14 protein-coding genes and 1 pseudogene are annotated in these 12,842 nt (G+C 66.7%); 10 read left to right on the top strand and 5 right to left on the bottom strand.

The genetic code is table 11. From position 1 onward, the window contains the following. The first annotated feature begins 103 nt into the window (after positions 1–103). Positions 104–1,033 carry a DMT family transporter gene (locus ACFVVI_RS12105; protein WP_387445295.1) on the top strand — a complete coding sequence of 310 codons (930 nt, stop codon included), beginning with the start codon at positions 104–106 and terminating at the stop codon, positions 1,031–1,033. A gap of 16 nt (positions 1,034–1,049) precedes the next feature. Here ACFVVI_RS12105 and ACFVVI_RS12100 read toward each other — a convergent pair whose 3' ends face one another. Continuing rightward, a complete protein-coding gene (locus ACFVVI_RS12100; protein WP_379312540.1) occupies positions 1,050–1,688 on the bottom strand; it encodes a PadR family transcriptional regulator in 639 nt (212 codons plus the stop codon). Positions 1,689–1,806: 118 nt separating this feature from the next. Between ACFVVI_RS12100 and ACFVVI_RS12095 the strand changes: the two genes are divergently transcribed. Both ACFVVI_RS12095 and ACFVVI_RS12090 read left to right on the top strand, forming a co-directional pair. Beyond that, complete coding sequence (locus ACFVVI_RS12095) at positions 1,807–2,745, top strand: ATP-binding cassette domain-containing protein (RefSeq protein WP_387445294.1); 939 nt, start codon at positions 1,807–1,809, stop codon at positions 2,743–2,745. Then, positions 2,742–3,548: an ABC transporter permease gene (locus ACFVVI_RS12090; protein ID WP_387445293.1), complete on the top strand. Its 807-nt coding sequence runs from the start codon at positions 2,742–2,744 to the stop codon at positions 3,546–3,548. Before ACFVVI_RS12095 ends, ACFVVI_RS12090 begins: the two co-directional genes overlap by 4 nt. On the opposite strand, the gene ACFVVI_RS12085 is transcribed toward ACFVVI_RS12090, so the two are convergent. The 3 genes from ACFVVI_RS12085 to ACFVVI_RS12075 form a co-directional block, all read right to left on the bottom strand. Next, entirely contained in the window at positions 3,545–4,345 is an 801-nt protein-coding gene (locus ACFVVI_RS12085) for a sulfotransferase family protein (RefSeq protein WP_387445292.1), read from the bottom strand. The genes ACFVVI_RS12090 and ACFVVI_RS12085 overlap by 4 nt on opposite strands. Continuing rightward, positions 4,342–4,920, bottom strand: a complete 579-nt coding sequence (cysC, locus tag ACFVVI_RS12080) for an adenylyl-sulfate kinase (protein ID WP_387445290.1) — start codon at positions 4,918–4,920, stop codon at positions 4,342–4,344. Before cysC ends, ACFVVI_RS12085 begins: the two co-directional genes overlap by 4 nt. Positions 4,921–5,058: 138 nt before the next feature. Continuing rightward, a complete protein-coding gene (locus tag ACFVVI_RS12075; RefSeq protein WP_387445288.1) occupies positions 5,059–5,559 on the bottom strand; it encodes a GtrA family protein in 501 nt (166 codons plus the stop codon). Positions 5,560–5,718: 159 nt separating this feature from the next. On the opposite strand from ACFVVI_RS12075, the gene ACFVVI_RS12070 reads away from it, so the two are divergent. The 3 genes from ACFVVI_RS12070 to ACFVVI_RS12060 all read left to right on the top strand — a co-directional run bounded on the left by ACFVVI_RS12070 (position 5,719) and on the right by ACFVVI_RS12060 (position 8,328). Next, positions 5,719–5,898, top strand: a complete 180-nt coding sequence (locus ACFVVI_RS12070; protein ID WP_358068566.1) for a hypothetical protein — start codon at positions 5,719–5,721, stop codon at positions 5,896–5,898. Between the two features lie 292 nt (positions 5,899–6,190). After that, positions 6,191–7,714 carry an LVIVD repeat-containing protein gene (locus tag ACFVVI_RS12065; RefSeq protein ID WP_387445286.1) on the top strand — a complete coding sequence of 508 codons (1,524 nt, stop codon included), beginning with the start codon at positions 6,191–6,193 and terminating at the stop codon, positions 7,712–7,714. After that, entirely contained in the window at positions 7,711–8,328 is a 618-nt protein-coding gene (locus ACFVVI_RS12060) for a DUF305 domain-containing protein (protein ID WP_387445285.1), read from the top strand. The genes ACFVVI_RS12065 and ACFVVI_RS12060 overlap by 4 nt, the downstream gene beginning before the upstream one ends. 14 nt (positions 8,329–8,342) lie before the next feature. On the opposite strand, the gene ACFVVI_RS12055 is transcribed toward ACFVVI_RS12060, so the two are convergent. Beyond that, positions 8,343–8,930 carry a TetR/AcrR family transcriptional regulator gene (locus ACFVVI_RS12055; protein ID WP_387445283.1) on the bottom strand — a complete coding sequence of 196 codons (588 nt, stop codon included), beginning with the start codon at positions 8,928–8,930 and terminating at the stop codon, positions 8,343–8,345. A 200-nt stretch (positions 8,931–9,130) separates the two neighbouring features. Here ACFVVI_RS12055 and ACFVVI_RS12050 point away from each other — a divergent pair, with 200 nt between their 5' ends. The 4 genes and pseudogenes from ACFVVI_RS12050 (at position 9,131) to ACFVVI_RS12035 (ending at position 12,711) form a co-directional block, all read left to right on the top strand. Next, positions 9,131–9,592 (top strand): phage tail protein, encoded by a 462-nt coding sequence (locus tag ACFVVI_RS12050; RefSeq protein ID WP_387445282.1) that lies wholly within the window; start codon positions 9,131–9,133, stop codon positions 9,590–9,592. A gap of 109 nt (positions 9,593–9,701) precedes the next feature. Next, positions 9,702–10,223, top strand: a pseudogene (locus ACFVVI_RS12045) (OsmC family protein). A gap of 489 nt (positions 10,224–10,712) precedes the next feature. Continuing rightward, the gene (locus tag ACFVVI_RS12040; protein WP_379312548.1) at positions 10,713–11,258 is read left to right on the top strand and encodes a hypothetical protein; all 546 of its coding nucleotides are present in this window, start codon (positions 10,713–10,715) and stop codon (positions 11,256–11,258) included. A gap of 67 nt (positions 11,259–11,325) precedes the next feature. Beyond that, entirely contained in the window at positions 11,326–12,711 is a 1,386-nt protein-coding gene (locus ACFVVI_RS12035) for a hypothetical protein (RefSeq protein ID WP_387445280.1), read from the top strand. The last annotated feature ends 131 nt before the right edge of the window (positions 12,712–12,842 follow it).

Below are 12,842 nucleotides of genomic sequence, written 5' to 3'. Positions count from 1 at the left end.
ATCTAGTTCGGAGTGTACGCATAGCTGCTGACTATGTTGCTAGCGTCTCGCCAGTCAGCTGATTTTCGTTCGGCTGCGAGACTTCGGAAAGAGGTGCCTTCCGGTGCGTGGACGAAGGCCGAGCGTGGGGGCGGTGGGCGCGGTGGTGACGGCCGCACTGTTGTGGAGCAGTTCCTACGCGGTGACGAAAGTGCTGTTGGCCGACCTCGGCCCGCTCAGTATCGGGGCCGTCCGATTCACCATGGCGGGGTTGCTGCTCGCCGCGATGGTGCGACTGGACCGCCACCGCGGCGACCGGCCGGATGCCGGGCAGCGGCGCCTGCTCTACCTGTGCGGATTGCTCGGCATCACCGTCTATTTCGTCCTCGAGAACGTCGGCGTGGATCTGTCCACAGCCTCCGACGCGGCTCTCATCGTGGCGACGTACCCGCTGATGACGATGCTGCTGGAGCTGGCCGTCCTGCGCGTCCGGCTGCCGTTGCTGCGGGTGACGGGCGTGCTGCTGGCCACCGCCGGCGCCGTTCTCGTGGTCCACGACGGTGCCCGGATCGGCGGCAGCGCACGGTGGCTGGGCGACATCATCCTGCTGCTCGGCGGACTGGCCTGGGCGGGCTACAACGTGCTCGGCAAGCGGGCGAGTGCCGGACACGGCGCCCTGACCGTCACCTACTACCAGACCATGGCGGGGGCGGGCGGATTTCTCCTGATCGCGCTCCTGGAAGCCGACAGCTGGCGCATGCCCGACGTGACCACGTCGTCGCTGCTCGTCTACCTGGCCGTGGCGTGCTCGGTCGGCGGGTTCCTGCTCTACAACTACGGCCTGCGCAGGATGGCGCCGAGCGTCGCGGTGAACATCCTCAACCTGGTCCCGGTCTTCGGCGTGCTCAGCGCCGTGATCATCAACGGCGAACCGTTCCGGCTCGCCCAGGTGGCGGGCGGCGCGGTCATCGTCGCCGGCGTCGCACTGGGCTTGATCGAACGGCAACCGTCCGCCCCGGCCGAGCGGCCCAGCGAAGTCCTGGTTCGCCCCTGATCTGGTGAAACCCCGGTCAGCGGAGGTCGTCGGGGTGCGGGCCGGTGCCGAACGGGTTCGGCTCGTCCTCGGCGAGGATGCCCACGAAAGGTTCGCCCTCGTCGGCGAAGGTGTACGCGCCGCCTTCGATGCGGTCGATCAGGCCGTGCGTCCAGGCTGCTTCGCTGTCGGCGGAGTGCACCCACATGTTCATGATCTCGCCGATGTGTCCGAGCTGCCCCGGACCCTGCTCCGGCGTGTAGTACTCGGTGACCGAGGCACGCCACTGCTCGAGGCCGATCATTCGTTGCTTCAGGAGCGCGACCGCCTCGGCGCGCGGTAGGTCGACGATGAAACCGATGGCGGCCGAGATCATGTCCATCTGCTGGTCGTACGAGGTCAGAGCCTCGCGGAGCAGTGTGAGGAACTCCTCGGTGCCCTTGTCGGTGACCTCGTACTCGACGCGGGGCGGACCGCCGGCGGTGCTCGGGGCGACCTCGTGCGCGAGGAGCAGTCCCTGCTTGGCCATCTGCTTGAGCGCGTGGTAGATCGAGCCGGGCTTGGCGTTGGACCATTCGTGCGCGCCCCAGAATTCCAGGTCGTTGCGCACCTGATAACCGTGCGCTCGGCCGTGCTGACGGACCGCGCCGAGGACCAGCAACCGGATCGCTGACATGGACGTCTCCCTTCCGAGCGAGTGCGATCAAAATAGCAGTATTCAAGTTTGACTAACCGAACCGGCCCCGGTACCTTGGCCATCTAGTCAAATTTGATCACTGGTGATGGAGGGTGTTTTGACTGACCACGATCTCGCGATCGTCGTCGAAGGCCTGCGCAAGAAGTACGGGGCGAAGCAGGCCCTCGACGGACTCGATCTCGCTGTTCGGGCCGGTACCGTGCACGCGGTACTCGGCCCGAACGGCGCGGGAAAGACCACGGCCGTGCGCATCATGTCCACGTTGCTCCGGCCGGAGGAAGGGCGGGTCGAGGTGGCGGGCATCGATGTGCGCACGCGAGCCGACGAGGTGCGTTCACGCATCGGCCTGCTCGGCCAGAGCGCGGCTGTCGACGAGGAACTCAGCGGTCGGCAGAACCTGGAGATGTTCGGGCGTCTCTACCACCTGGGCGCGCGGCGCGCGGGTGTCAGGGCCGACGAACTCCTCGCGCGATTCGGTCTCGCGGACACCGGCAAGAAAGCGGTCAAGCAGTACAGCGGCGGTATGCGCCGGCGGCTCGACCTCGCGGCGTCGCTCATCTCCGCACCGCAGGTGCTGTTCCTGGACGAACCCACGACCGGGCTCGATCCCCGCGGTCGCGCCGAGGTGTGGAGTTCGGTGCGCTCCCTGGTCGACGGTGGCACCACCGTGCTGCTGACCACGCAATACCTGGAGGAGGCCGATCAATTGGCCGACCAGATCTCGGTGATCGACCACGGCAAGGTCATCGCGGCGGGCACCGCCGACCAGCTGAAATCCAAGACCGGCGGCGACCGCATCGACGTAGTCCTGCACGACTCCACCCAACTGGCCCTCGCGGCCGCGCTCATCCCCGGCGAGGCGGTGGTGGACGAGGACCGGCGGATGGTCAGTGCCGCGGTCGGCGACCGGATGGCGGCGCTCACCGAGACGGTCCGGGCGCTGGAGACCAACGGCATCGAAGCCGAGGACATCGCGATCAGACGGCCGACACTCGACGAAGTCTTCATGCAGCTGACCAAGGAGGACGCGGCGTGAGCGCGACATATTCGACGAACCGGACCCTGAGCACGGCGCTCACCGATTCCTGGACGATGACCAGGCGCGAGCTGGCGCACTGGGCCCGTCAGCCCGTCCAGGTGGTCGTCGGGCTGGTGTTCCCAGTGATGCTGTTGCTGATGTTCAGCTACCTGATCGGCGGCGGGCGCGGCATCGACGGTGACTTCAAGGATTATCTGGTCCCCGGAATCCTCACCATGACAATGGCCTTCGGTCTCGAGGCGACCATGCTCGCGGTGACCCAGGACCTCGGCAAGGGGGTCATCGATCGATTCCGCTCGATGCCGATGAACTCGGCCGCGGTCCTGGTGGGTCGCAGCGTCGCCGACATGCTGCAGTCGGCGGTCGGGCTGATCGTGATGATCGCGGTCGGGTACGCGATCGGCTGGCGCTGGCACGATGGTGCCGCCTCGTTCCTGGCGGCGGTAGGGCTGTTGTTGCTGTTCCGCTTCGCGATGTTGTGGATCGGCATCTACCTGGCGATGGTCGCGGGCAAGCCCGAGCTGGTGCAGGCGGTGCAGATCCTGGTCTGGCCGATCAGCTTCCTCTCCAATGCCATCGCCTCGCCCGAGTCGATGCCGTCCTGGCTGGGTGCGGTCGTCGAGTGGAACCCGATGTCGGCGACGGCCACGGCGGTGCGCGGTCTACTGGGCAATCCGGGTGCGGTCGGCGACTCCTGGGCCGGGGCACACGCCGAAATGCTGGCGGTGGCATGGCCGCTCGGTTTGATCGCGGTGTTCTTCCCGCTGGCAGTGAAGCGGTTCCGGGATCTGAGTCGCTAGCTCAGCGCGGCATCTCGGTGGTCCTGCTCCGCGCGAGCCGGGTAGCCCCATTCTCGGCACGCCGTCCTCAGCGCGTCCGGGATCGTCTCGTCGGCGGGCAGTGGCCGGGCAGGCTGGATGGCGCCGGAGCGGATGGTGTCGCTCCAGTCGCCGATGCCGCGAATGTAGCTGCCGTGGTCGAAACGGCCGTAGTCCAGCATCGAGGGCTGCCACTCGACGTCGAGGAACCGGCACAGGCCGCGCACGGTTTCCTCGGGGCGGTGGGTCAGGTCCTCGTAGCGGATCTCGTGGCCGTCCAGCGTCGCCCTGGCCTCGTTCATCGCCGCGACGAACTCCAGCGTCCGCCGCACCGGGTCGATCTCACGGCGATCCGCCCACGCGCGGCCCAGCGAGTCGGCGATCTGGACCGGGTGGCGCAACAGGAACACGTAGCGGGCGTCGGGCCAGCACGCGGCGATCCGTCGCCAGGTCAGCACGCTGCTCGTCGTCTTGTTGACCATCCGGTCCTTCCCGCTGCGTTCCAGCTCGTGGTGCAGCAGGCGGTCCCAGAGGAGATGTTCGAGTTCCCGGATAGTCAGGCCGAGCGCGTCCAGCGAGATACTCGCGTAGCGCTCGGTGATGTCGTCGGCGGCCCACTCCAGTTCCTGGACGGTCAGCAGGTTCAGGTGGAGTTCGTGTGGGGCGTGGATGCGTGCATGGCTGTCGAGGACCGACCGCAGCAGGGTCGACCCGGATCGGGGCGCGGACAGGATGAAGATCGGCGCGGGCACGAGACGGTTCGCCGTCGTCTGCCTCACGGGCGTGGGCTCGGCAGCACAGCGGTGATCAGGCCCCGGCGGATCAGGAGATCGAGGACGTGATCGGCGGATTCGGCGACCGGCTCGGCGGTGGTGTCTATCCGCAGAGCGGGCGACAGCGGTTCCTCGTAGGCCGCGTCGACCCCGGTGAGCTGGGTGAGCTCGCCTCTGGATCGGCGCCCGTACAGGCCCTTGACGTCGCGTTGTGTGCAGGTGGAAAGCGCTGTCGCGACGTGGACTTCGGCGAAGTCGAGGCCGGCGTCGTCGTGGCGCACCCGCATCAGCGCGCGATCGGCGGCGTACGGCGCGATGGCTGCCACGAGAACGAGCACGCCGTGCCCGGCCAGCATCAGCGCGAGAGTGGTGATCCGGCCGAGATTCTGTGTGCGGTCGTCGGGGGAGAGGCCGAGTTCGGGCCACAGCCGCCCGCGCACGTCGTCGCCGTCGAGTACCTCGACCCGATGCCCGGCGGCCGCCACCCGCTGCCGGGTGGCGGCTGCGATGGTGGATTTTCCCGAACTGGGCAGCCCGGTCAGCAGAACTGTCCCGCCCGGTCTGCAGGGCCCGTCATTCATCAGACATTTCTGACAGGGCGAAATTATGTGGGGGTATCGATTGTGCGATCGACGCGTAAACGCCTGCTGCCCAATAGAATTCGTCCTGGCACGATAAGGGAAACGGTGCCACTGATAATGATTCGGCGCATCTCTCGCCTAGTTTCCGAAGACGAGACTGCGCAGAACCAGGAACCGCAGACCGCCGACCGCGGCCATGACGGCGATCACCGCACCCGCCTGCGCGACCTCCCCGAGATCCGGCGCCAGGAAATCCAGGCCGGCCAGCGCCGCCGTGCTGATGCCGAGGCCGAGCAGCGCCAGCCCGCCGCCCTCCCACTGCGCGGTGAATCCGCCGACCCTGCTTCCCGCCCGGAAGGTGAGCTGGCGGTGCAATTCGTTGGCGATCACGGTGCTCACCATCGACCCGGCGACATTGGCGACCAGTGGGCCGCTGTCGTGCATGGCCATGAACAACAGCACATAGGCGATGTTGCTGGCACCGCCGACCAGGGCGAACCGGATCAGCTGAGCGAGGGCGTGGTCGCCGCGCAGGAATCGCAGCACACGGATGGGGTCGACGTGCGACGCAGAGCCGACCCACGGTGCGTAGTTGCTGGTGGGCAGCATTCCGGGGCGGGTGATCTGCGAGGCGGTCATGTTCGTTCCGATCGAGCGTGCGGACCCGGCGGTGCTGCCGGACAACGCTTGTGACTATACGTAGAAGTATACGTATAAACAAGTATCGCGACGGTACGGCAACCGTGATCGGCAAGATCGGCATTGGCACCCGCGGCACAGTCGGCGGACACTGGAGGAATGGTTGACAGGGAGCAACGCACACCCTTCTACGGGGTGGTGCTGATTCTCGCAGCGTTGGGCGCGTCGATGGCGGTCAGTTACTACGGGCCGACCTGGTTTCGCGTCACCGTCTACATCCTCACGGCGGTGGTAGTCCTGGTCGGCGGTGTCATGACCTTCCGCGACTACTCGCACTGACGCAGCGAAACTCGCGCGTCGCACCCTGGCCTGTCAGGGGGCGCGATGGGTTGTGCCGGTGGTGGGTGAGTCGCTCCGTCCCTCGGGTGCCGACGGCCTGTTCGCGGAGGTGATCGTCGGCCGTGATGAGTTCGTCGAGTCGGCGTAGGGCCCTGGCGCATGGTGTCGATGTGGCCGGCGAGGCGGTCGCGCTCGACGTCGACGACCCGAGGGTAGGCAGGAACCAAGTCGGTGACTTGGAATTTCGGCCGTTTCGATCCGTGGCGACGCGGACGCGTCGTAGCCTCGGGACGTGAGATGCGCAGGGCTGGTCAGGTGTGGGGTTGTCGCGCTGGTGGTGCTGGCGACAGGGGGCCTGCCGAGCCCGGCGTCCGCTGATCCGATCGCGGAGTTCATGGAGATCGAGCGGACCGCCGTCACCCGCGCGCAGTGTGGGCAGGGTTCGCTGCCGGAAACCGGTGTGCAGGGCGAGGTTCCGTTGGCCGACCGCAACAGCGGTCGCAGCCGGCAGGGGTATCGCTGCAATCTGACGTTGGCCGGTCAGTATCAGGGGCAGGGCGCGGGCATCGTCAGCCCGACCTACGAGCACTGCTCCTACACCGGGTCCAACTGGCCCATGGGGTTTCTCTCCGACCGTCCCGGGGTGCAAGTGCTCGACGTTACCGATCCGGCGAATCCGCGATTGTCGGCCACCCTGACCGAGCCGGCGATGCAGGGCGGCACGTGGGAATCGTTGAAGGTGAACCACGAACGCGGATTGCTGGCCGCGACCGGTGTCGGGATCGGGTACGGCATCGGCTATTTCTCGATCTACGACCTCTCCGAGGACTGCGCGCACCCGCGACTGCTCAACAGCGGTCCGGGGTCGCAGCTGACGATGCCGCTGCCGATCACCACGCACGAGGGTGGATTCTCCCCCGACGGTCGAACCTATTGGGCGGCAGGCACTTTGCCGCCCGGTCTGTTGCACGCGATCGATATCAGCGATCCGGGCAATCCGCGCGTGATCTGGACCGGGACGACGGGCCTGTCCAATCACGGGTTCGGCGTCAGCCCCGACGGGAATCGGATGTATGTGTCGACGCTGGCGGGCATCACGGTGCTCGACATCAGTGCCGTGCAACGCCGCGACCCGAATCCCGTGGTACCGCACATCTCCCAGCGGTTCTGGCTCGACGGGCAATTCACCCAGCACACGATTCCGATCACCAAGGGCGGCGCCCCATTCCTGCTGACCGTCGACGAGGCGGGCTCGGGCGGGGTCAAGATCTTGGACATCGCCGACGAGCGAGATATCCGGCTGATCGACACGATCAAGCTCGAGATCAACCTCCCCGAGAACGCGGGCAGATGGGCGCAGTCGGCGCAGGGAGAGGGCCTGTTCGGCTACGACGCGCACTACTGTTCGGTGGATCGGGCCGAGGATCCCACCGCGCTCGCGTGCGGCTGGATCCAGTCCGGCATCAGGGTTTTCGACATTCGGGATCTGCGCGATGTCCGGGAGATCGCCTACTACAACCCGCCCGGCCAGGTGGACAAGAAGCAGCAGTTGGTCAATTCCCTGCACGCCGACACCAACCCGATCCTGATGGCGCCACCCCTGACCGGAACCATCGCCGTCGGTCGTGCGCTGCTCGAAGGCGCCATCTCCGCCGGCGACCTCAGCAGTGACCGGGCGAAACTCATCGGCGCCGATCTGTCGGCGGACTGGTGCTTCTCGCCCCCGGATTTCCACGGTTCGCAGTTGTGGGTCAGTTGCATGGACAACGGGTTCATGGTGCTCGACCTCGACGACTCCGTGTATCCGCCGCGATGACGCGAGTATCGGTATCCGCTGTCGCCGTTGTCCTTTCGGTGCTCATCGGTGTCGGCGTAGGTGCGCTGTGGTCGCCACGACCGGAGCCGCGTGCGGCTCCGGTGCTCACGCCGACAGAGATCGGTTTCGCCCAGGACATGGCCGTGCACCACGAACAGGCGATCGTGCTGTGTGACGCGTTGGCCGCCGGTGTCGATCCGTCCGTCACCGCGCTGTGCGGTCAGATCCGCACCACTCAACTGAACGAGATCGGCGTCCTGCGGGGCTGGCTGCACCTGCTCGACCAGCCGCAGGCCGCCGCGGTGCCGATGGCGTGGATGGGAGCAGGTCACCAGCACGGCGCGCAGGCGCTGATGCCGGGGATGGCGACCTGGGCCGAAGTCGACGATCTGCGCCGGCTGCCGGATCCGCACGCCGCCGAGGTTCGCTTGCTGCAGTTGATGATTCGTCATCACCGGGGCGGTATCGAGATGGCCAACTACGCCGCGCTCCATGCCTCGGCACTGCCGGTGATCCAAATCGCCGGGCAGATGGCCAACGAGCAGAGCGGCGAGTTGTCGGCGATGTCGGTCCTGCTGGCGCGCCGTGACGGCCAGGCGCTGCCCTACCCGTGAACGCCGGGCTCGGTTCAGATCGCGTTGAGCAGCAGTGCCCGCGCCCGCGGCCAGTCGACGACACCGGCCGATGCGAGCGGCAACGGCGCCATGACGACCAGGCCCCTCATCGTCGCGACGCAGGTCAGGATCCAGTCGGCGAAGTCCGGTCGGGTGGCCAGCCCGGGCAGCGCCTGCTCGGCCATCGCGATGGTCAGCGCGTGCGCGGTGTCGACGCCCGCGGTGATGTGCCGGCGCAGGTCGGCATCGGTGCGTGCGGCGAGCAGCAATTCGGTGATGACGTGGGCGATCGGGAGATTATGGATCTCCCACAGCATGTCGAGTACTTCCTCGCGTCGCTGCGGCTCGGCATCGGGAAGTGCGCGCGAACGCTGCTGAGCTTGCTCGAACAACCTCATCGCGAGTTGGATCAGCGCGGCTTCCACCAGCGCGGTCTTGGTCGGAAAATGATGCTGCAGCGCGCCCTGGCTCACGCCGGCCCTCCGGGCGACCGCGCGAGCGGAAGTTCCCGCATACCCGTATTCCTCCAGGGTCGCCACGGTCGCGTCGAGGATCGCCTCACGTGCCACCGCCCGCTTGGCCACGCGGGTCACCGCGGCCACTCCGGAATGATCTCCATACCCGCGAGCATAGGTAACCCCGGAAAACCCAGTCATTGACTTGACATGCTGGTCGACGGCGTCGCCCACAGCCTGCGGATCGAGCTCGCAACCTGCCGACGTCGAGGTGGGGGCGGCCTAAGATCGCCTATAGCTCGAGAGCATCTTCCGACGTGCTGGACATACCCGCTGAGGAGTTCGCCGTGGCTTACATCGTGGATTTCGAGACCGTTTCGACCCGGGGATTGGAGTCGTCGCCGGTCGCCGACGCGCTCGCGGGATTGCGGGCGAACGAGGCCAGGTATTTCAAGAACAAATACGATCATGTCTTCACCGTGGAGCCCGCGAGCGAGGCGACATCGGCTGTCGACCGGGTGAGCCGGATACTCGCCGAAGAACGTGACATCGTCATCGCCTCGCGCCCGCTCGAAGCTACCGCTTTCCAGGTCGAGAACATTCGTATGGCCTATGTCTTCTACGAAAGCGGCCTGTCGATCAACGTGATGTACTCGATCGACGATGCGAAGAAGCGGGCGGTCGGGTTCAAGCTCAGCGACGGAATGGAAGTACCCGCCGAGCTCGACTCGTTCAAGTTCGCCCGGCAGAAGTCGAAGCTCGCAGGCACCATTCGCGGTTCCTACTTCGTCATCAAGGGCGAGTACTGACCGGTCCGGCGCTGGATTCATCGTGCGGCAAACCCTGTTGGGAGTGCGGCTGCGGCGAGGACCCTGTGGTGGTTCGAGTATTCCCGCTCGCTGCCGCAAGGAGACTCTCATGACCGTCGAAGCCAGTACCCGACTCAACAACGTGGATATCGACGCCGTCGGTGGTCTCGTGGCGGCTGTTCGAGCCGATCCGGCCAAGGGGTAGACCACCTGGGCGGCGCATGTCGGGTGGAAAGGTGGGTTCGCCTCGGAGGCGCGCGTCCGCAAGTTCGCGCCGATCCCGTCGGACGAGCCGTCGGCGCTCGGCGGCGCCGACACCGCCCCCAACCCCGTCGAACAACTGCTCGCGGCCCTGGGCAACTGCCTCGCGGTCGGCTACGCGGCCAACGCCACGATCGCCGGCATCCGCATCGACGATCTGCGCATCGACGTGAAGGGCGACCTCGACCTGCACGTTTTCCTCGGGCTCGCCCAGGGACACGCGGGCTTCGAGTCCATCACCGCGACAGTGTCGATCGATTCGGACGCCTCCCGAGAGCAGCTCGAGGACCTGCACACGAAGGTGCTGTCCAGCTCGCCGGTGGGGCACACAGTGCGCACCGCGGTGCCCGTCGACATCACCCTCGCCTAGGCGGGGCCTCCCCGCCATGCGCGGCTCCGTCGTTCGAATTCGTTGCACTGCCGAGAATTTCGGCCGTAAACAGAACAGTCCCCGGTAGTCTCCATCGAAACCATGAGCTCAGTCGTCGCTGACAACTCCGGTATTCGATTGGCTTGCCGGGGGCTTAGCCAGATCCTGAAATGTCGTCACTACCGTCGGCGAACGTCTTCGTCGGCAGTGCGGCTCATTCCGGTATTCCGGTGTATATCCAGTCTTCTCCGGATCTGCTCGATGTCAATACCTTCGCGCTGTCGAATATTGCCTGATTTCGAACGTGGTGACGACGGCCGTCGCATTGTGTGGACGGTCTTTTCGGAGGACAGTGGATATGTCCGGTGGCGCCCGCCGGGGCGCCGCCCTTCCTGGAGTAGGAGGTGGCCCGTGTACGCACGTTCCAGCACATTCGCTGCCCAGCGGTCGTCGATCGACCGTGGTATCGCATACCTCCACAATGCGGTGATGCCGAATATGCCCGAAATCGACGGGTGGGTCGGTATGTCACTGATGGTGGACAGGGCGACAGGCCGATGCATCGCCACGACCGCGTGGGAATCGGAGGACGCCCTGCACGACAGCAGGATGCGCGTCCGATCGCTGCGCGACGGTCTGGCCGAAGCGCTCAACGGACAGGTCGAGCACATCGAGGAATGGGAAGTCGCGGTCATGCACCGCGATCACCTGGCCGGCGCGAGTGCCTGCACCCGATGCACCTGGATCCAGGTCGACCCGACGGCAGTCGACTTGGCGATCCACACATTCAAGTCCAGCTTGCTGCCGGAATTCGAGAAGATCGAAGGATTCCGCAGCGCCAGCCTGTTCGTCGACCGGGACACCGGCCGAGGGGTGGGATCCACGGTCTGGGCAAGCCGAGAGGAATTGGACAACAGCCGCCCCCTGGTGGATCGCATGCGCGCCGAAGCGATCCGCACCATGGGAGCCGAGGTCCTCGAGGTGGCGGAGTTCCGACTCGGCTTCGCCCATCTGCGCGTCCCCGAGTTGGTCTGAACGACGAAACATCCGGCCGCGGAGCGGCAACTCCCGGCCGGCCTTCGGGCTGTATCGGAGGAGCATCGTGAATGCCTCGAGCGGAGCCGACGAACCACTCGACGCGGCTGAGCGCGCGGAACTACAGCGCCTGCGACAGGAGCTGGCCGAACTTCGTAGCGCCCGCGATGAGAAATCGCCGAACGTTGCTCCGGCCGAGGGCCGACGTCCCTCCGGTCACCGGAGATTGCGCTGGACAGGTGCGGCGGTCCTGCTCGTGCTGGTCGCCGTCCTGTCCTTTTCCGCGGTCCTCGCCCGCTACGCCCACAGCGAGGTCCTCGACACCGACCGCTATGTCCGGACAATGGCCGCGCTGGGGTCGGACCCGGTGCTGCAGGGCGAACTCACCGATCAGATCACCGACGAGGTCATGACGCGCCTCGATGTCGAGGCGATCACCGCCGACGCGCTGCGGTCGATCGCCGACGACGCTCCCCGCGTGCCGCCCGCCGTGGTCGGGCTGGCGCCGGTGATCGCCGATCAGGCCGAGTCGTTCGTGCACCGGACGGTGGCATCGTTCGTGGCCTCCGACCAGTTCGAAGCCCTGTGGATCCAGGCCAACGAGCAGGCGCATCAGGCGCTGGTCGCGGTGCTGACCGGGCAGACCCGGCCTGGCGTCGATGTCAGCGATCAGGGCGTGGTCAGCATCTCGCTGGCCCCGATCATCGACCGGGTTCGGGCAGCGCTGATCGATCGGGGGTTCGCGTTCGCGGACAAGGTCCCCACGGTCGACAAGTCGTTCGTGCTGTTCGAATCGCCCGAACTCGTCAAGGCGCAGCGGGCGACCTCGGCATTGGACAAGGCCTCCGCGGTGCTGCCCTGGCTGACCCTGCTGGCCGCCGTCGGTGCCGTGTGGGTGGCGCCGAACGGCGCACGCCGACGCGCCGTTGCGCTGGTCGGAGTCAGCATCGCGATCGCGATGGCGCTGCTGGCCGTGGCGATCGCTCTCGGCCGGTCGTGGTATCTGGGGGCCGTCCCTGCGGATGTGCTCTCCGCGCAGGCGGCCACGGTGCTGATCGACACCGTGCTGGTTCCGCTGCGCACCGCGTTGCGGGCGGTGTTCGTGCTGGCCGTGGTGATCGCGGTCGTCGGCTACCTCACCGGATCGTCGGGATCGGCGGCCGCGGTCCGTGGCGCTGGTACTCGGGCGCTCGACGCGCTGCGCTCCGAGGACGGGCGGGCCCCGAATCCGATCGAGTCCGCGGTCGCACGGTTCCGCATCCCGCTGCGGGTGGTCGTCATCGTGATCGCGGTGACGACCCTGGTGTTCTGGCCGTACCCGTCGGGCGTGGTCGTGGTGGTGACCGTGCTCGTCGCGGTGGCAGCCCTGCTGGTGGTGGAACTGGTGGCACGGCCCGCGTTGGTCGAACGCGACTCACCGGTCACGGAGGCGGTGCCGGCTCGGGACGGGTGAGTGTCGCTCGGATCAGGTCTTCTCGTCGAGGTCACGGCGTCGTCGGTCCGACGTTCACGGTGAATTCCGTGTTGCAATGGGTTCCGGTCATAGCAAACAGCAGAAGTACGTCACGACTGCCGGGATGGTGA

Origin of the sequence: Nocardia sp. NPDC058114, assembly GCF_042884695.1 — a bacterium.
In the GTDB taxonomy this organism is placed as follows: domain Bacteria; phylum Actinomycetota; class Actinomycetes; order Mycobacteriales; family Mycobacteriaceae; genus Nocardia.
The sequence above is the reverse complement of the archived record's forward strand: the minus strand, read 5'-3'. Positions and strand labels throughout refer to the sequence as shown.